The organism is Cloacibacillus sp., from assembly GCF_020860125.1.
GTDB lineage: Bacteria > Synergistota > Synergistia > Synergistales > Synergistaceae > Cloacibacillus.
Genome location: NZ_JAJBUX010000121.1, coordinates 1 through 17,604, shown reverse-complemented (window position 1 = coordinate 17,604; position 17,604 = coordinate 1). Strand labels below are relative to the sequence as shown.

Below are 17,604 nucleotides of genomic sequence, written 5' to 3'. Positions count from 1 at the left end.
GGTCCGCCGAGGTGGCCGCAGGCGTAAATATTAAGGCGAGAGAACATAAGAGCGCTGCCGGCGATATTCCTTTACGGAGACGGTCCGTAGTTTTTGTTTTCATCTTTTTATCCCTCCTGAATTGATATGTCTTGAAAATGCACCTTCGCGGCTGCGTGGCAGCTTTGAAAAATCCGTTCTTGGCCGATCCCTCCCCTCTAAGTTTCCGCCGTGAGATAACGGCCGCGCCGTGAAAGGGGAGTCGCCCCGTCCCCCTTCGGCGGCGTTGTTGGCCGCGCTATTTTCGAAAGGGACGAGAGTACCGCCGGCGGCGAAACGGAAGCCGGCGGAGAAGAATAGATGACGGGCGGGGATGACACGAAAAATAGACGGACAGAATATATATACTCAGAAAGGCAACGGCACAGTTTTCTTCCTGAGGCGTGAAATCCGCCGCTGTGCCATCCGTTCTCCAAAAGGCAAAATACCATCAGTGGAAGGCCCGTCGGTTCTCTCCTTCCAATATTTAGCAGCTGCAACATGATGTACTCTCGTCCTGAATACTGCGGCAGAGGCTGTTTCTGTTATTGCTGATTCTTGCTAAACAAAAATTAAAAGTTACCAATTTTTTTATTTAGTAATCATTCTATTATGCAGTATATCCATATGTAATATCCCTGTCAATACAGAATCAGTCTATATTTCTTATTAAAAAAGGTAAAATAAAATTTTAGGTAATATTACGTAGTAATTACATAAAATACTTAAAATAAATTGGTAGAATATACTGAGCCTGTAAATTGGCTTGTTCACTTTGCCTATAAATTATTGTCGTAAAGTAAGGAAAAAGAGAGATAAAAAAGGGTACGGCAAGTTATTTTTTCTTGCTATAAGCGGCTTTGGAAGAAAACGCAAATAGTGCAGCAAACAAAAACCGGCGCGGGCAAAATCCGTAAAACGGCGTAGAGGATATATGAGATTGTAGAGGTGTGGCGCAGGGGATGGTGAATGTTTTTCGATTTTCCGAGTTTTAGAATATTGGCCTGAATATTGACAGCTTTTATATATTAACGACTGACGAACGAAAGAATAAAAATAATCAGAGGCCGGATATCTCCGGCCTCTGATTTGCGGAGGAGAAACTTCCCCGCCGCGGGGGCGGCGGGAAACTATGGTATTGCCGGTTATTGACGCGCTTTCACTGTAAGGGTGGGGCCGGATGGTTCGTGTTTGTGGTCCCTGTGCCGGTGGTTTGACGGCCGGTTCCATTTTTTAGTATTGACGTCCCGGTTTTCTCAGCGCGCCGTCTTTGTTTTATAAGACGGCCTCCGGTTGACGAGACTGGAGGCCGCTGCTGAAGAGATGACTCTATCTGAAAAGATGAGATACTGCGCATATCTCATCAAGATAGCTAAGTTAAGTGGTCACCGTGGCGGGGCGGAGTGTGCGGCCCCGCCTCGCCGCGGCGGAATGTGCTTTTTGTGTGTGTGGTTTTTTGTGGTGCCTATGTTTCGTTTGTTCCCGTGAAAAGCAGTCTCTCCATGGAGCCGATCACCGCCTTCGCTGCTACTGTAGGGGTAATTACTCCCTCGATCACCTTCCTTTCAATGTCTTCTCTGCATTTCGTGAGTTCCGCGTTCTGCGCGATCTTGTTTTGCAGGTACTCCGCCGTCATCGCGCGGACCCATTCGATGGTCTGTTCTTTACGTCGCTTAGAAAAGACTCCCGAGGCTGTCACGTTATCCCGGAAATCTTTTATAACGCCCCACATATCCGCTATGCCCTCTCCCGTTATGGAGGAGCAGGTGTAGGCTTTTGTCTTCCAGCCTTCGGTGGCTGGGCGCAGGTAGTGGAGGATCTGGTCGTAGTCGGCCCGCGCCATCATCGCCTTCATTTTGTTGTCGCCGTCGGCCTTGTTTACCAGAATGCTGTCGGCGAGCTCTATGATTCCCTTTTTTATGCCCTGTAGGTCGTCCCCCGCGCCGGTTATGACGACGACGAGGAAGTAATCGACCATCGAACGCACCATGGTCTCGCTCTGTCCCACGCCGACGGTCTCAACGAGAACGGCGTCGTATCCGGCAGCTTCGCAAAGCAGCATCGTTTCGCGGCTTTTTCTGGTGACGCCGCCGAGCGACCCGCCGGAGGGGGAGGGGCGAATAAAGGCGTTTTTCTCCCGCGTGAGGTTTTCCATGCGCGTCTTGTCCCCGAGGATGCTGCCCCTTGAGAGCGAACTGGAGGGGTCCACGGCGAGGACCGCAACTTTGAGTCCCTCGCCGCAGAGGTAGGTGCCGAATGCTTCGATAAAGGTGCTTTTTCCCGCACCCGGCACGCCCGTTATCCCTACCCTCATCGCTTTGCCGCTGTGAGGCAGTATCTTCTGTATTATCTCCTGGCCGAGTTCAAAGTGTTTCGGCGCGTTGCTCTCGATCACGGTTATCGCCCGGGAGAGTATGACGCGGTCGCCGGCCAGTATTCCCTGCGCGTAGTCCTCCGCCGTCAGCGCGGTCCTCGCCTTTGCAGGCGCGGCGCCGCGCGCCGCCGCGTTGTGGCCGCTCGCGAGCGACACGCCGGGCATCACGGAGCAGGCAAATTCCGCACCAGCGTCTTCCGGCTGCCAGTCCGGACGAAGGTTTTCCCGCATAGCTCAGACGTGGGCTGCCGCGAGGCGCTCGTTGAGTTTTTCGAGCATCTCCTTGGCCGCCGCCGGTATCACCGTTCCGGGACCGAAGATGCAGGCCGCTCCGTGGTCGTAGAGGAACTGATAGTCCTGTGCCGGGATGACGCCGCCGGCGACGACCATGATGTCTCCGCGCCCGTGTTTTTCAAGTTCCTCGACGAGCTGGGGCAGCAGTGTCTTGTGCCCCGCGGCGAGTGAGCTCATGCCTACGATGTGGACGTCGTTGTCGGCCGCGTCCTGCGCGGTCTCTTCCGGCGTCTGGAAGAGAGGTCCGATGTCCACGTCGAAGCCCATGTCGGCGTAGGCGGTGGCGACCACCTTCGCGCCGCGGTCGTGTCCGTCCTGTCCCATTTTGGCGACCATGATGCGCGGACGGCGGCCTTCGCGTTCTTCAAATTCGTCGGTCATTCTGCGGACCTCTTCGATGATCTCCTCTTCCGCGAATTCGCTGCTGTAGATGCCCGAGATCGAACGGATGACGGCTTTGTGCCTTCCCGACGCCTTTTCCACGGCGTCGGATATTTCGCCGAGGCTGGCGCGTGCGCGCGCCGCTTCGACGGCAAATTCGAGGAGGTTCCCCTCTCCCGTTTCAAGCGATCTGGTTATGGCCGCAAGCCATCTGTCGACCTCTTCCTGGTTCCTGTTGGCGCGCAGTTTCGCGAGCCGCGCTATCTGCGCATCACGCACGGCGCTGTTGTCGACTTCAAGGATGTCGATGGGGTCTTCCTGTTCGAGCTGCAGGGCGTTGACGCCGATGATCTTTTCACTGCCGGAGTCGATGCGGGCCTGGCGGCGCGCCGCCGCCTCTTCGATGCGCATCTTCGGCAGTCCGGTTTCGATGGCCTTGGACATGCCGCCGAGGGCCTCGACCTCCTGGATGTGGCCCCAGGCGCGGCGGATGAGCTCGTCGGTGAGCGCCTCGACGTAGTAGGAGCCGCCCCACGGGTCGATGACTTTGCAGACGCTGGTCTCGTCCTGGATGTAGAGCTGGGTGTTTCGCGCGATACGGGCCGAGAAGTCGGTCGGCAGCGCGATGGCTTCGTCGAGGGCGTTGGTGTGGAGCGACTGTGTGTGGCCGAGGGCTGCCGCCATCGCCTCGACGCAGGTGCGCGCGACGTTGTTGAAGGGGTCCTGTGCCGTAAGGCTCCAGCCCGAGGTCTGCGAGTGGGTACGCAGGGCCATGGATTTGGCCTTTTTAGGGCCGAACTGTTTGACGATCTTGGCCCAGAGCATACGTCCGGCGCGCATTTTCGCCACTTCCATGAAGTAGTTTTTGCCGATCGCCCAGAAGAAGGAGAGGCGCGGCGCGAAGTCGTCGACGCCGAGTCCCGCCGCCTGTCCGGTGCGGATGTATTCAAGTCCGTCGGCGAGCGTGTAGCCGAGCTCGATGTCCGCCGTCGCTCCCGCCTCCTGCATGTGGTAGCCGGAGATGCTTATGCTGTTGAATTTCGGCATGTTCCGCGAGGTGTAGGCGAAGATGTCGCCGATGATCCTCATCGACGGCGCCGGCGGGTATATGTAGGTGTTGCGGACCATGAATTCTTTCAGGATGTCGTTCTGGATGGTGCCGGAGAGCACCGATTTGTCGACGCCCTGTTCCTCGGCCGCGACGATGTAGAAGGCGAGGACGGGAAGGACCGCGCCGTTCATCGTCATGGAGACGGACATCTGCCCGAGCGGTATGCCGGAGAAGAGTATCTCCATGTCGAGGATGGAGTCGACGGCGACGCCCGCCTTTCCGACGTCTCCGACGACGCGCGGATGATCGGAGTCGTAGCCGCGGTGTGTCGCGAGGTCAAAGGCGATGGAGAGCCCCTTCTGTCCCGCGGCGAGGTTGCGGCGGTAGAAGGCGTTGCTTTCTTCGGCGGTGGAGAAGCCCGCGTACTGACGCACGGTCCAGGGGCGTGTGACGTACATGGTGGGGTAGGGGCCGCGCAGGAAGGGCGGCAGCCCCGCCGTGTAGCTGAGATGGTTCATGCCCTCGTAGCAGGACTTGGTGTAGAGCGGGGCGACTTCGATCTGTTCCATTGTGCGGTGCAGCAGGCTTTCAAATGATTTTCCGGTCTCTTTTTCGACCTTTTTCTTCCATTCCTCATAGCTAATGGCCCTTTTGGGTTCCATGTTCAGAGGGATCTTTGTGAAATCGGGATTTGAAGATGACATTTAGAGTCCCTCCCCTTTACGAGGATTTTCGTCCGCCGCCGGGCAGCCGGAGGCCTTTATCGCCTTTTCCTGTATCGATTTGAGTATTTCGTAGCAGTTGGCCCTGACGTGGATAAAGTCGTCCACGCCGGCTTCGATATATGAATCTTTGTATTCCGCGGCCGGCGCGCCCGCGAGCAGCAGACGCATTTCCGGACGGGCGGCTTTGATGCCGCGCGCCACGGGCGGTACCAGTTCCGGGTAGGAGTCGTCGGTGGAGCAGATGACGGCCACCTCGGCCTCCGATTCGACGGCGGCCTTGACGGCCTCTTCCGGCGTGGGGAAGCCGTTGTTTCTCAGCACCTCAAAGTGCGCGACCTCCATGAAACCGGCGCTGAAGTCGGCCCGCGCCTTGTGCTGCGGTATCGGCCCCATGTTCGCGAGGAATACGCGGATGGTTTTGCCGGTGCGTTCGCTGAACTCTTCGGAGGCCTTTCTCAGGGCCTCGATCTGTTCGGTCCAGCGGTGCGTCCCGATCGCCTTTACGCTCTCTTCGCCCTCAAAGCTGTCGTTGAGCGCCTTTCTCACTTCGCCGACGGTGGCGCCCACCATGAAGGCTTCGATGACGGCGTCGAGAAATTTCGCGTCGCCCTCGTGGATGTTCTCCATGATTTTTTCGAGGGATTCCGCGGCATGCTGTTCGTCCGTCAGTTCACGGAATTTGGCGACGGCCTCTTTCCTTTCGCGGCAGAGTTTTTCTCCGCGGGGGAACATGTTTTCGAGCGGTTTCTCAAGAATGTTGGGGTACATATTTGTACCGACGGCCCTGTCTTTGCGGAAGGCGAGGTTTTTGAGGCGGCTCTTGAATATTTTTTCTATCCCGCCCTGAATGACGCCCTTTTTCAGCGCGGGATACATACCGCCCTCGGCGTCCACCTCCTGGAGGAGCGCCCAGACGGCAGCGGCGCACTGCGCCGTGAGACGCTCGACATACCACGAGCCGCCCGCCGGGTCGACGGGCTGGAGCATGTCGAACTCTGTCTGGAGCATTACCTGAATGTTGCGCGCGATGCGTCTCGCAATCTCTCCGCTCGGACGGACCGCGTCGTCGAAGCAGCTGATCTGCATCGCGCCGACGCCGCCGACCGCGCCGGAAAAGGCCTGGGTGGTCGCCCTGAGAATGTTGACGTAGGGGTCGTATACGGTAGAGGTGAAGTGCGAGGTACGCGCGATGATGTCTATCTTTCCGTACTCGTCGGCGTCGGCGCCGAAGGCCTCGGCGATCTGCGACCAGACGGTGCGCGCGCCCCTGATGCGGGCGATCTCCATAAAGAAGTTTGTGCCCAGGGAGAAGCTGAATTTTATGTGCGACATGGTGATTTCCGGCTCAATGCCGCGGTGGCGCATCGCCCGGATGTAGGCGATCGCCGCGCTCATCGCGTAGGCGGTCTCCTGTGTGGCGCTCGCGCCGCCGTTATGGTAGACGTCGCCGCGAACCAGTATCGTTTTGATCTGAGGAGCGTTTTTCTGCGCCCATTTTATGGCGAGAGCCATCTCGTCATATAGTTCGTCGATCGGCAGCGGGAGAGTCCCGCGCTCGGCCAGCTCTCCCAGCGGATCGGTGCCGACGCAGCCTTTGGCCTCTTTGAGGCTTTCTTTCGCGCCCATAGCTTTGGCCTGCGCCGCTACCAGTCCCAGCACCGAAACGGCGGAGGCTCCGGCGTAGATGTGAAGCGGCACCTTCGTGTAATCAAGACCCTTAAGCATTTCATCGGCGTCGTGGAGCGTCGTCAGCGAAAGTCCGCGGTAGTCGCCCTTAAAGAGTTCCGGGTCGGGGTCGCGTCCGAGCTTTGTGCATTCGTCAAGCTCGAAATGCAGGATGGTAGCGCCCTTTGCCAGTTCGTTCTTCACGACCTCGTTGGCCTCTTTCGGCAGTACGTCCGAAGCGCTCTGGGCGATCTTCCACGGCTCGGCGATGTAGCCGGAGCTTTTCGTCCCGCGCAGGAAGGGCGCTTCGCCGGGCATGCCGCCGATGTCGAGCAGCTCCTCGTTGTCGGCGAGAGTATAGATCGGTTCGAGGGTGATGCCTTCGTAGGTCGGCGTGAACATCCTTTTGTCAAAGGGCGCGCCTTTGAGAGCCGCCACAGCCTCGTTGTACCACTCTTCGCGCGTGGGAACGGAAAACTCTTCAAAGGAGACCGGCGGAAATCCGCTCATTTTCACCTCTGTTTCGTTCATATTACTGCTTCCCTTCTGGATAAAGTTTGCGCGGGCAATAAAAAAAGACCGCGCGCGGGCGGTCTTGCAAAAGTTGTCGACGGATAGATAGCATGTCTCTAAACGCACCTGACAACCTCCGCCCGCGCAGAGATTGCCACAACTTCCATGCAAACCGGTCTCCTGGCTTCCGTTCATCCTCCTGCAAAGCATAGATTCTGCTCTGCATAGGCGCTTACACAGCTTGTTTCTCGCTGCTTCGCCGCCTATCCGCGCCTTCCCGAGAACGATGTTCTCAGTGGCGTCGCGGTTTCGTCGCGGTTACAGTGGCGGGGCCGTTCAGGATTTGCACCTGATTCCCGAGCATCTGCATCACTATTTGATTTCGAGTTTATGATACGCTCAATGCGGGGCTTTCGTCAATATTTTTCTTTTATCTGACATTTGTGAATATTTTACCGGTATTCTCGTGTCATTATTTTTAGGATAGCATGCTTAATTATTATATTTATATAGTATAGTTATACCATAAATATGGTATTTAAAGGAGAGAATAAGGTGCCGAGAATTATCCCGATCAGTGAGCTGAAGAAGACAAGCGAGATTTCAGAGATGTGCAAAAGCGCTTCCGAGCCTATTTTCATCACGAAAAATGGCTATGGGGACATGGTCATTATGAGTGTGGAAACTTATGAAAAATATGACTACATGAGTATGGTATATCGAAAAATCAGCGAGGCCGAAAAATCGATCGCCGAAGGGCGGGTAAAAGAGGCGCTTAAATCACTGGATGCCGCGAGGTCGAAATATGGCTTGTAGGCTTTTGATAGCCGAAGACGCGGAGGATGATATTGACGGGATCATCGGCTATATGGTCAACTATCTGCAAAGCCCGGCGGCGGCGAGCTCTTTTATCTCCAAACTTGAAGCTTGTTACGGGAAAGTATTATCCAATCCGAGGTTGTATCCCCTTTGTGAAGATGTTTTCTTGTCGTCTAAAGGATATCGTAAGGCGGCTGTCGATAACTATATCGTTTTATACCGTCTCTATGGAGATGACACCGCCATTATTTTACGGGTATTTTATGGCAGGCACAGCTACGCTGATATTATATAGCTTAAATAATTAAGATACGGTTATCTTATTTTAAATACAAATGGTATCCTTACACGTATGCGTCCTTCGTGGCGGAAGCGCCACCCTCTGACCGCGCGCAGCGCGGAGTTGTCCAGACGGTCGTAGCCGCTTGTCTTTTCTATCTCAACGCTTTGCACGCGGCCATTTTCCACGGCGGCGATTATCACGGCGGTGCCCTCCTCTTTGCGTTTGCGTGAGAAGGCGGGGTAGTCCGGCAGTACCTTGTGTGTCACTTCAAGCGAATTGACGTCGGCGATACCGCCCTCTTCTCCTGAACCGGAGCCCGCCCCCGTGCCGCCGCCGCCTGTGCCGCTTCCGCCGTCCGTTCCGTTTCCCTCTTCCGCGCCGTCTGTGGCCGCCGCCGTTTCGGCGGGAGCGTTGGCAGCCGTCTCTTTGTTCTCCGCGGGGCGCGCGGAGATCTCTTTTATGGGGGCCTCTTTTTTCTTTTTCACTGTGGGCTGTTTGGATACCGGCTTTACTGCCTGTTCTTTTTTAGGCTGCGGCACTTTCTTTTCCACAGTCTTTCCGCCGCCGGAGCCGCCGCCCTTATTACCCGCGGCGGCGGGGGCGAATACGAGTTTCACGTTCATTACCGGTTCCGGCTTTTTTTCGGCCTTCGCGCCGCCGAAGATGAATATCAGGGCGCAGTGCAGCAGCAGGGATATCAGCAGCGCCGCCGCCCATCTTCCGCGTTCGCCGGAGAGAAATGTCATTGTGCTCCCTCTCCCGAGAGCATGAGGCCGGCGGAGGTGATGCCCTCTTTACGCAGCAGCGAGAGCAGCGCGGCGACTTCGCCGTAGGGGACTTTTTCGTCTCCCGCGACGAGCATTTCACGGCCGTTCGCGGCGGAGGCGAGTTTTTTGAGCTCTTCCCTCGTAACTTCCCGTCCGTTCCAGAATATCTTCCGGTTGGCGGCGACGGTGACGAACACCGCCCCCTGCATGTCGGCGGAGCTTCCCTCGCCGGAGGGGAGCTGTACGTCGAGCTTGCCCTGCACGAAGGAGGCCGTGAGGACGAAGAAGATGATGAGCATGAAGAGGACGTCGATGAGCGGAGTGATGTCTATCTCCGCGTGGCGTCTATTTCTGCGTCCCGCCATCTTTACCGCCGCCAGCGGCTATGTGTTCGCGCAGGAGGAAGTCAGCGCCTCTGCGCAGAGTTTCGTCCTCGCTGTCGATGCGCGAGTTGAGCAGGCCGCAGACGAATATCGTCGGGATGGCCACCGTGAGGCCGGCGACGGTGGTGAAGAGCGCCTTCCAGATGCCGCCGGTGACGGCGGCGGCGCTTATCTGTCCGCCGAGGTGCAGCGACTGGAACATCTCGACCATACCGAGCACGGTGCCGAGCAGCCCGAGCAGCGGCGCGATCTTACCGATCATCTCCAGTATGTAGATGTGTTTTTCCCAGCGGTAGATCTCGCGGCGTATCTGCTGTTCCGTGAGGAGTTCGAGGGTGATGCCTTCGTAGGTCGGCGTGAACATCCTTTTGTCAAAGGGCGCGCCTTTGAGAGCCGCCACAGCCTCGTTGTACCACTCTTCGCGCGTGGGAACGGAAAACTCTTCAAAGGAGACCGGCGGAAATCCGCTCATTTTCACCTCTGTTTCGTTCATATTACTGCTTCCCTTCTGGATAAAGTTTGCGCGGGCAATAAAAAAAGACCGCGCGCGGGCGGTCTTGCAAAAGTTGTCGACGGATAGATAGCATGTCTCTAAACGCACCTGACAACCTCCGCCCGCGCAGAGATTGCCACAACTTCCATGCAAACCGGTCTCCTGGCTTCCGTTCATCCTCCTGCAAAGCATAGATTCTGCTCTGCATAGGCGCTTACACAGCTTGTTTCTCGCTGCTTCGCCGCCTATCCGCGCCTTCCCGAGAACGATGTTCTCAGTGGCGTCGCGGTTTCGTCGCGGTTACAGTGGCGGGGCCGTTCAGGATTTGCACCTGATTCCCGAGCATCTGCATCACTATTTGATTTCGAGTTTATGATACGCTCAATGCGGGGCTTTCGTCAATATTTTTCTTTTATCTGACATTTGTGAATATTTTACCGGTATTCTCGTGTCATTATTTTTAGGATAGCATGCTTAATTATTATATTTATATAGTATAGTTATACCATAAATATGGTATTTAAAGGAGAGAATAAGGTGCCGAGAATTATCCCGATCAGTGAGCTGAAGAAGACAAGCGAGATTTCAGAGATGTGCAAAAGCGCTTCCGAGCCTATTTTCATCACGAAAAATGGCTATGGGGACATGGTCATTATGAGTGTGGAAACTTATGAAAAATATGACTACATGAGTATGGTATATCGAAAAATCAGCGAGGCCGAAAAATCGATCGCCGAAGGGCGGGTAAAAGAGGCGCTTAAATCACTGGATGCCGCGAGGTCGAAATATGGCTTGTAGGCTTTTGATAGCCGAAGACGCGGAGGATGATATTGACGGGATCATCGGCTATATGGTCAACTATCTGCAAAGCCCGGCGGCGGCGAGCTCTTTTATCTCCAAACTTGAAGCTTGTTACGGGAAAGTATTATCCAATCCGAGGTTGTATCCCCTTTGTGAAGATGTTTTCTTGTCGTCTAAAGGATATCGTAAGGCGGCTGTCGATAACTATATCGTTTTATACCGTCTCTATGGAGATGACACCGCCATTATTTTACGGGTATTTTATGGCAGGCACAGCTACGCTGATATTATATAGCTTAAATAATTAAGATACGGTTATCTTATTTTAAATACAAATGGTATCCTTACACGTATGCGTCCTTCGTGGCGGAAGCGCCACCCTCTGACCGCGCGCAGCGCGGAGTTGTCCAGACGGTCGTAGCCGCTTGTCTTTTCTATCTCAACGCTTTGCACGCGGCCATTTTCCACGGCGGCGATTATCACGGCGGTGCCCTCCTCTTTGCGTTTGCGTGAGAAGGCGGGGTAGTCCGGCAGTACCTTGTGTGTCACTTCAAGCGAATTGACGTCGGCGATACCGCCCTCTTCTCCTGAACCGGAGCCCGCCCCCGTGCCGCCGCCGCCTGTGCCGCTTCCGCCGTCCGTTCCGTTTCCCTCTTCCGCGCCGTCTGTGGCCGCCGCCGTTTCGGCGGGAGCGTTGGCAGCCGTCTCTTTGTTCTCCGCGGGGCGCGCGGAGATCTCTTTTATGGGGGCCTCTTTTTTCTTTTTCACTGTGGGCTGTTTGGATACCGGCTTTACTGCCTGTTCTTTTTTAGGCTGCGGCACTTTCTTTTCCACAGTCTTTCCGCCGCCGGAGCCGCCGCCCTTATTACCCGCGGCGGCGGGGGCGAATACGAGTTTCACGTTCATTACCGGTTCCGGCTTTTTTTCGGCCTTCGCGCCGCCGAAGATGAATATCAGGGCGCAGTGCAGCAGCAGGGATATCAGCAGCGCCGCCGCCCATCTTCCGCGTTCGCCGGAGAGAAATGTCATTGTGCTCCCTCTCCCGAGAGCATGAGGCCGGCGGAGGTGATGCCCTCTTTACGCAGCAGCGAGAGCAGCGCGGCGACTTCGCCGTAGGGGACTTTTTCGTCTCCCGCGACGAGCATTTCACGGCCGTTCGCGGCGGAGGCGAGTTTTTTGAGCTCTTCCCTCGTAACTTCCCGTCCGTTCCAGAATATCTTCCGGTTGGCGGCGACGGTGACGAACACCGCCCCCTGCATGTCGGCGGAGCTTCCCTCGCCGGAGGGGAGCTGTACGTCGAGCTTGCCCTGCACGAAGGAGGCCGTGAGGACGAAGAAGATGATGAGCATGAAGAGGACGTCGATGAGCGGAGTGATGTCTATCTCCGCGTGGCGTCTATTTCTGCGTCCCGCCATCTTTACCGCCGCCAGCGGCTATGTGTTCGCGCAGGAGGAAGTCAGCGCCTCTGCGCAGAGTTTCGTCCTCGCTGTCGATGCGCGAGTTGAGCAGGCCGCAGACGAATATCGTCGGGATGGCCACCGTGAGGCCGGCGACGGTGGTGAAGAGCGCCTTCCAGATGCCGCCGGTGACGGCGGCGGCGCTTATCTGTCCGCCGAGGTGCAGCGACTGGAACATCTCGACCATACCGAGCACGGTGCCGAGCAGCCCGAGCAGCGGCGCGATCTTACCGATCATCTCCAGTATGTAGATGTGTTTTTCCCAGCGGTAGATCTCGCGGCGTATCTGCTGTTCCGTGAGGAGTTTCATGTCCTCCGTGCCGATATTCCAGTGGGCGAGCGATACCTTAAAGAGGCGGTTCATAGAGCTGTCGGAGGATTCGGCCACGCGCCAGGCCTCTTTGACGTCGCCCTCGGCTACGGCCTTGCCGAAGGCCGCCTCCAGCTTTTCGGGATCGGTGGCGGCTTTGTGGAAGAAGATGATCCGCTCCACCGCGATCGCCGCCGCGATAAGCGACAGCGCGCCGATTATCCACATGATGCTTCCGCCCTGATTCATGTAATCCAGCATGTTTTATTACGCTCCCATCATTTTTTCTATTGCTGCCAAAGATTTTTCATAGTTGTCTTCAAAGACTTCGAGCGTCATCACACGCTCTCTGCCGTCGGCGCCGAGCCTTTTTATCACCTCACGGAAAAGCGTTGGATCGAACCAGCTCATGTCCTGATGGTCGGTGCCGTCCGGTTTTACGCCGTGGATATGGATCACGCGAGTCCGGGGCAGATAGCTCTCCATCTGTTCGAGCACGGGGTGGCCGTAGCGCACGAGATGGCCGATGTCGAGGCAGACGGAGAGGCCCTGTTCGACGACCAGAGGATAGACGAAGCGGAAGTTATAGTCCAGCGTCTCGGCGCAAATTTCGCTTTTGTCACGCGCCGCGGCGGCGAGCCGTTCTACGGAGCGGCGTGTCTTTTCAAGCCAGCCCTCCATGTCGGCGCTGGGATAGGCGCCGTATTGCTCGCCGTCGAGGTGGAGTATCCAGGCGAAGGGAGCGAGCGGCGCGAAGAGCTCCATCATACGCAGGCAGGAGTCCTCACAGCGTCTGCGTTCCGCCGCCTCCGGCGAGAGGCAGATGTCGTGGGGAAAGTGGACGATACAGCTCATTCCCAGCTCCTCTTTCAGCTCCGCGAGCCGGGCTACCTCTTCTTTAGACGGTATATTGGAGCCGTATTGGCTGTCGAAGAGCACGAACTGCATGTCCTGCGTCTCGCGCGAGAGCTCCCGCAGGTTGTCGGCGAAGCTGCCCTCGACGACCCATGAGGTGCCGCCGAGCCTGACGCCGGGGAAGCGGAGTCTTCTCATCTCAGCGTCCCCCCTTTATGAGCAGCCAGAGGAAGAATATTGAACCGAGGCAGGAGGTGATTATCCCCACCGGTATCTCCGCCGGCGACCATAGGAGGCGCGCCGCGGTGTCGCAGAGCACGAGGAAGGCTCCGCCGAAGAGCGCGCAGGCGACGGTCAGCTCGCGGTGTGCGCTGCCGGTGATGCGGCGGCAGATATGCGGGCACATGAGGCCGACGAAACCGATGGGGCCGCTGAGCGCCACGCTGACGCCCACGACGAGGGATACGGAGAGGAAGAGCAGCTTGCGCAGCCCTTTCACCGAGACGCCGCGGCTCGCGGCCATCTCTTCGCCGCAGACGAAGAGGTCGAGCTGCGGACCCGTGAGCCAGCCGATTAGCAGGATGAGGACGAGCCCCGGCAGGGAGGCCAGCGAGGAGACGAAGCCGACGGTCTGCAGGCCGCCCATCGTCCAGCGCATCATACGGAAGGTGTCTGTGTAGCCGCCGCTGTATTGGATGATCATGTTGAGGCTGCCGAAGAGGAAGTTAAGCGCGACGCCCGCGAGCAGCAGGGAGGCGAGCGACATCCCGCCCCGCCGCAGGCTGCCGGCCAGGTAGAGCGCCATTATCGCGAGAAAGGCTCCGCCGAAGGCCGCCAGGGAGATGCCCTGGATGAGTCCGAAGAGGGAGAGGGTGAGGCCGAGGCGTATGTATAGCACCGCGCCGAAGGCCGCGCCCATGGAGACGCCGAGCATGTCGGGCGAGGCGAGCGGGTTTCTGAAGAGCGCCTGGAAGATGAGCCCGCAGACGGCTAGGGTGGCGCCGATGAGCCAGCCGAGCAGCACGCGCGGCAGGCGGAGCTCCCATAGTATCTGCGCCGCGGCGCTGTCCGCGCCGCCAAAGATATCCGCGGGGGATAGGGCGTGCGCGCCGACGAATGGGGCGGCGCAGACGACGGCGGCGGAGAGCAGGAGCAGCAGGAATATTTTTTTATTCATCAGGAGACAAACCCCCTTGGCACCGCGTAGGGACGCCGCTGTTCCCCGCGGCGGAAGAATTCAAATTCCGTGTCAAAGATATCGGCGAGCGCGGAGCCGCCGAGCAGATTGTCCGTCGTCCCGTGCCAGCGCGCGCGGCCATCTTTTATCGCGAGGATGCCGCCGCTTCCGTGAAGCGCGAGGTTTATGTCATGGGTCACCATGAGCACCGTCATACCCTCCCTGTTTATCCCCTCCACGAGCGCCATCATCTCCACCTGCTGGCGGTAGTCGAGAAAACTTGTCGGCTCGTCGAGAAAGAGGATGTCCGTGCCCTGCGCGAGCGCGGCGGCCAGCAGCGCCCGCTGGCGTTCGCCGCCGGAGAGGGTGTCGAGGCTGCGTTCCGCGAGTCCTTCTACGCCGGCACGCGCGAGCGCCTCATCCACAACGCGGCGGTCTTCCTCGGATTCGCCGCTGAGCACTGGCCGCCACGGGTAACGCGACATCATCGCGAATCGGCGGACGGTGAAGGGAAGCGTGTCGCCGCCGTTCTGATGGAGCCAGGCGATGCGCCGCGCCCGTTCGCGCTCCGTCATCTGAGCGATGCTCCGTCCCTCGATCATGACCTCGCCCGCCGCGCCGGGGCGCAGGCCGCCGACGCACTTGAGCAGCGTGCTTTTGCCGGCGCCGTTGGGGCCGATGACGGCGAGGAAGCCGCCGCGCGCCACGGAGAAGGAGATGTCGGAGAGGATGGCGCGTTCGCCGATGGAATAGGAGAGCCCGCGCACCTCTATGAGAGGGTTCACCATTTCACCTCGGGATGTATGGCCTTCGCGAAGGCTCTGAGTATCTCCGGCAGCCGCGGTCCCGGGCGCAGGTAGACGGTGCCGTCGAGGACGGCGATACGCCCGCCGCGTACGGCCCTCACTTTGGTCCCCGCGAGCCACTGGCCTTTAAGGTATTTTTCGTTGAAGACCTTATCCATGTCGATATGTTCCATCGCGTGATAGAAGGTGCGCTCACCGACGAGGTCTATTATTATCTCCGGGTTGAGGGCGGCGAGTCCCTCCTGCGATATTTTGGGATAGGGATAGCCGCTTTTTTCGCCGGTCAGCGCGTTCTTTCCCCCCGCGAGGGCGATGAGTTCGTTGTAAAAGGTCTTTTCGCCCGCGGCGTAGAAGACGGATATCCGCTCCTCAGAGAGTTCGCGGGATACGCAGAGCAGCACGGAGGGCGACGGCAGTCCCCTGACCTTTGCCCGGACGGCGGCGATTTCGGCCTTCATCTTCGCCGTCAGCTCCGCGGCCCTTTTCTGCGCGCCGCAGACTTTGCCCAGCTCCGTGACCGAATCGTAAATGTCGCCGAGGCTCTCCTGGCGCACGATGACGTAGGGTATCTTAAGCCTTTTCAGGTCGTCCTTGAATTGAAGGTGCATGTCCTGAAGCACGAGAAGGTCGGCCTTTTTGGAGAGCAGCGTCTCAAAATTCACCTCGGCGTAGCCGCCGATCTTCGGCTTTTTGAGCGCCTCCGGCGGGTAGTCGCAGTAGTTTGTAACGCCGATGACGTTGTCCCCCTGTCCGAGCGCGAAGAGTATCTCGGTGCCGACCGGCGTCAGCGAAACGATCCTCTTGGGAGAGGCCTCCGCCGAGGGGGAAAATATCAAGACGAGCGAGAGAAATATAAACAGGCGAAGAAATGACTTCAACAGAGCGATACCCCTTTATATAAAAATAAAAGGGAGCCCGCGGCTCCCTTCAAATCTTTCATCTTCTGGATGAGAAACGCCCGCGCATAACATCCGTCCCTCCGAGCAGGTATCCTGACTTCCGTTGCCGGTAACAGTGGCGGGGCCGCTGCGGAGTCACACCGCATTCCCCTGCGCAGGAGATCTCATTATTAAAAATCGCCTATTATAATAACACATATCAGAGGAATTTTTTCTAAAAGGTGCGGCGTATTGTGAAATATCCTGAGACTGAGAGACAGAGGGCGGCGGACGGCGGGAAAATAAATTGCAACTATTTTTCAGTTGCAAAAATTAAAAACGGCGCTATACTGTAAACGGGCGGTGGGAAGATGGGAAGAATTGAAAAGTTGCTGGAAAGGCTTCAAAACAGGCCAAAGGACTTTACTTTTGAGGAAGTACAAACTTTGCTTGCGGCATATGGATATATATTATCAAACAGCGGAAAAACGAGCGGATCGAGAATAAAATTTTATCGTGGAACAAAGATATTCAGTATGCATAAGCCACACCCGCGAAAAGAGCTGTTAGAGTACCAGATAAAAGAGCTGATCGCCGAACTTAAAGAGGAGGGGATAATATGAACAATATGCTGGAGTATAAAGGTTATTACGGAAGCGTGGAGTATTCGGCGGCGGACGAAGTATTCCATGGGAGAATAGAGGGGATTGCCGACCATGTGACCTTTGAAGGGGCCAGCGCGGAGTGTTTGAAAAAGGATTTCATGGAGGCGGTGGACGACTATCTCGAAAGCTGTAAAGAACTTGGTAAAGAGCCGGAAAAGATATATAAGGGCAGCTTTAATGTTCGTATCAAGCCGGAACTGCATAGACAGCTCGCCATATTTTCGCGGCTTCATAAACAGACGTTGAATCGAACGGTCGAAGAGGCCATTGCGCGTCTGATAAATTTTTAGTATTGCACTAAGGAGGCTATGTTATAGCCTTATATGAACATGGCGGGTGCGGCGATCTCGCCGCACCCGCTCTTTTGCAAAATATGAAGGCAGAAATAAGATCAGTTCTGCGCAGTAACCTCTTCGCCGCTGTTGAGGTTGTTGCCGCCGAAGGTGATGACCTCGTCGCCGGAGACCAGCCCTTTGGTGATCTGCACGCGGGAGTTTTCCCGGACGCCGGTCTCGACTTCGCGCATCTCCGCCTTGCCGTCTTTGACCAGCAGGACGTAGTAGCCCTTTTCGCTACTGCGAAGTGCGCTCTCGGGTACCGTGATGGCGTTGCGGAATTGTTTTTCCACGATAAAGGCCTGTCCGAACATGCCAGGGCGAAGTCTGCCGCCGGCCTGTTTCTCGTTGTCGAGCGCTATCTCGACGTTGCTGGTGCGCGTCGCGGGATCTACGTACTGATCGATGCGCGTAACGCTGCCCTCAAAGGTTTCGCCGGGCAGGGCGTCAAACTTGAGCAGCACCGGCATGCCATTTGTGACGATGAAGATCTTCGACTCTGGGACTTTGAGCGTCGCCTTCAGCCGGCGCAGGTCGGCGATGTCGAGAATGGG

At 57.0% G+C, this 17,604-nt stretch carries 20 protein-coding genes and 3 riboswitches; of the genes, 6 read left to right on the top strand and 14 right to left on the bottom strand.

Features of this window, described 5'->3' with window-relative positions; translation table 11 throughout:
* Positions 1 to 1,483 precede the first annotated feature (1,483 nt).
* The 3 genes from meaB to LIO98_RS14985 are packed head-to-tail and all read right to left on the bottom strand — an operon-like array spanning position 1,484 to position 7,039.
* Positions 1,484 to 2,623 carry a methylmalonyl Co-A mutase-associated GTPase MeaB gene (gene meaB, locus LIO98_RS14995; RefSeq protein WP_291958942.1) on the bottom strand — a complete coding sequence of 380 codons (1,140 nt, stop codon included), beginning with the start codon at positions 2,621 to 2,623 and terminating at the stop codon, positions 1,484 to 1,486.
* Positions 2,624 to 2,626: 3 nt separating this feature from the next.
* Positions 2,627 to 4,822 (bottom strand): methylmalonyl-CoA mutase, encoded by a 2,196-nt coding sequence (scpA, locus tag LIO98_RS14990; protein WP_291958940.1) that lies wholly within the window; start codon positions 4,820 to 4,822, stop codon positions 2,627 to 2,629.
* Complete coding sequence (locus tag LIO98_RS14985) at positions 4,823 to 7,039, bottom strand: methylmalonyl-CoA mutase family protein (RefSeq protein ID WP_291958939.1); 2,217 nt, start codon at positions 7,037 to 7,039, stop codon at positions 4,823 to 4,825.
* Between the two features lie 134 nt (positions 7,040 to 7,173).
* Positions 7,174 to 7,416: riboswitch (cobalamin riboswitch) on the bottom strand.
* A 160-nt stretch (positions 7,417 to 7,576) separates the two neighbouring features.
* Between LIO98_RS14985 and LIO98_RS14980 the strand changes: the two genes are divergently transcribed.
* Both LIO98_RS14980 and LIO98_RS14975 read left to right on the top strand, forming a co-directional pair.
* Positions 7,577 to 7,837 carry a type II toxin-antitoxin system Phd/YefM family antitoxin gene (locus LIO98_RS14980; RefSeq protein ID WP_291958937.1) on the top strand — a complete coding sequence of 87 codons (261 nt, stop codon included), beginning with the start codon at positions 7,577 to 7,579 and terminating at the stop codon, positions 7,835 to 7,837.
* The gene (locus tag LIO98_RS14975; protein ID WP_291958936.1) at positions 7,827 to 8,135 is read left to right on the top strand and encodes a type II toxin-antitoxin system RelE/ParE family toxin; all 309 of its coding nucleotides are present in this window, start codon (positions 7,827 to 7,829) and stop codon (positions 8,133 to 8,135) included. Before LIO98_RS14980 ends, LIO98_RS14975 begins: the two co-directional genes overlap by 11 nt.
* A gap of 20 nt (positions 8,136 to 8,155) precedes the next feature.
* On the opposite strand, the gene LIO98_RS14970 is transcribed toward LIO98_RS14975, so the two are convergent.
* Genes LIO98_RS14970 through LIO98_RS14960 form a run of 3 tightly spaced genes read right to left on the bottom strand, consistent with a single transcriptional unit; the run spans position 8,156 to position 9,766 of the window.
* Positions 8,156 to 8,869, bottom strand: a complete 714-nt coding sequence (locus LIO98_RS14970; RefSeq protein WP_291958934.1) for a TonB family protein — start codon at positions 8,867 to 8,869, stop codon at positions 8,156 to 8,158.
* Entirely contained in the window at positions 8,866 to 9,255 is a 390-nt protein-coding gene (locus LIO98_RS14965; protein WP_291958933.1) for a biopolymer transporter ExbD, read from the bottom strand. Before LIO98_RS14965 ends, LIO98_RS14970 begins: the two co-directional genes overlap by 4 nt.
* Positions 9,236 to 9,766: a MotA/TolQ/ExbB proton channel family protein gene (locus tag LIO98_RS14960; protein WP_291958938.1), complete on the bottom strand. Its 531-nt coding sequence runs from the start codon at positions 9,764 to 9,766 to the stop codon at positions 9,236 to 9,238. The genes LIO98_RS14965 and LIO98_RS14960 overlap by 20 nt, the downstream gene beginning before the upstream one ends.
* 134 nt (positions 9,767 to 9,900) lie before the next feature.
* A riboswitch (cobalamin riboswitch) is annotated at positions 9,901 to 10,143 on the bottom strand.
* Positions 10,144 to 10,303: 160 nt separating this feature from the next.
* Between LIO98_RS14960 and LIO98_RS14955 the strand changes: the two genes are divergently transcribed.
* Positions 10,304 to 10,564, top strand: coding sequence for a type II toxin-antitoxin system Phd/YefM family antitoxin (locus tag LIO98_RS14955; protein ID WP_291958937.1), 261 nt, complete (start codon positions 10,304 to 10,306; stop codon positions 10,562 to 10,564).
* Positions 10,554 to 10,862: a type II toxin-antitoxin system RelE/ParE family toxin gene (locus LIO98_RS14950; RefSeq protein ID WP_291958936.1), complete on the top strand. Its 309-nt coding sequence runs from the start codon at positions 10,554 to 10,556 to the stop codon at positions 10,860 to 10,862. The genes LIO98_RS14955 and LIO98_RS14950 overlap by 11 nt, the downstream gene beginning before the upstream one ends.
* 20 nt (positions 10,863 to 10,882) lie before the next feature.
* On the opposite strand, the gene LIO98_RS14945 is transcribed toward LIO98_RS14950, so the two are convergent.
* Genes LIO98_RS14945 through LIO98_RS14915 form a run of 7 tightly spaced genes read right to left on the bottom strand, consistent with a single transcriptional unit; the run spans position 10,883 to position 16,050 of the window.
* Positions 10,883 to 11,596 carry a TonB family protein gene (locus LIO98_RS14945; RefSeq protein WP_291958934.1) on the bottom strand — a complete coding sequence of 238 codons (714 nt, stop codon included), beginning with the start codon at positions 11,594 to 11,596 and terminating at the stop codon, positions 10,883 to 10,885.
* Positions 11,593 to 11,982 carry a biopolymer transporter ExbD gene (locus LIO98_RS14940; protein ID WP_291958933.1) on the bottom strand — a complete coding sequence of 130 codons (390 nt, stop codon included), beginning with the start codon at positions 11,980 to 11,982 and terminating at the stop codon, positions 11,593 to 11,595. The genes LIO98_RS14945 and LIO98_RS14940 overlap by 4 nt, the downstream gene beginning before the upstream one ends.
* Complete coding sequence (locus LIO98_RS14935) at positions 11,963 to 12,595, bottom strand: MotA/TolQ/ExbB proton channel family protein (protein WP_291958931.1); 633 nt, start codon at positions 12,593 to 12,595, stop codon at positions 11,963 to 11,965. The genes LIO98_RS14940 and LIO98_RS14935 overlap by 20 nt, the downstream gene beginning before the upstream one ends.
* 6 nt (positions 12,596 to 12,601) lie before the next feature.
* Positions 12,602 to 13,387, bottom strand: a complete 786-nt coding sequence (cbiR, locus tag LIO98_RS14930; protein ID WP_291958929.1) for a cobamide remodeling phosphodiesterase CbiR — start codon at positions 13,385 to 13,387, stop codon at positions 12,602 to 12,604.
* A 1-nt stretch (position 13,388) separates the two neighbouring features.
* On the bottom strand, positions 13,389 to 14,366 hold the full coding sequence (locus LIO98_RS14925) for an iron ABC transporter permease (protein WP_291958928.1): 978 nt from the start codon (positions 14,364 to 14,366) through the stop codon (positions 13,389 to 13,391).
* Positions 14,366 to 15,151, bottom strand: a complete 786-nt coding sequence (locus LIO98_RS14920) for an ABC transporter ATP-binding protein (RefSeq protein ID WP_291958926.1) — start codon at positions 15,149 to 15,151, stop codon at positions 14,366 to 14,368. Before LIO98_RS14920 ends, LIO98_RS14925 begins: the two co-directional genes overlap by 1 nt.
* Positions 15,148 to 16,050, bottom strand: coding sequence for a helical backbone metal receptor (locus tag LIO98_RS14915; RefSeq protein ID WP_291958924.1), 903 nt, complete (start codon positions 16,048 to 16,050; stop codon positions 15,148 to 15,150). The genes LIO98_RS14920 and LIO98_RS14915 overlap by 4 nt, the downstream gene beginning before the upstream one ends.
* Positions 16,051 to 16,136: 86 nt before the next feature.
* Positions 16,137 to 16,271: riboswitch (cobalamin riboswitch) on the bottom strand.
* 150 nt (positions 16,272 to 16,421) lie between these two features.
* Between LIO98_RS14915 and LIO98_RS14910 the strand changes: the two genes are divergently transcribed.
* On the top strand, positions 16,422 to 16,673 hold the full coding sequence (locus LIO98_RS14910; protein WP_291958922.1) for a type II toxin-antitoxin system HicA family toxin: 252 nt from the start codon (positions 16,422 to 16,424) through the stop codon (positions 16,671 to 16,673).
* Positions 16,670 to 17,005 (top strand): type II toxin-antitoxin system HicB family antitoxin, encoded by a 336-nt coding sequence (locus LIO98_RS14905; protein WP_291958921.1) that lies wholly within the window; start codon positions 16,670 to 16,672, stop codon positions 17,003 to 17,005. The genes LIO98_RS14910 and LIO98_RS14905 overlap by 4 nt, the downstream gene beginning before the upstream one ends.
* 101 nt (positions 17,006 to 17,106) lie before the next feature.
* Here the strand turns inward: LIO98_RS14905 and LIO98_RS14900 are convergent.
* Positions 17,107 to 17,604 (bottom strand): efflux RND transporter periplasmic adaptor subunit (locus LIO98_RS14900; protein WP_291958920.1); only part of this gene is annotated, 498 nt, incomplete at its 5' end.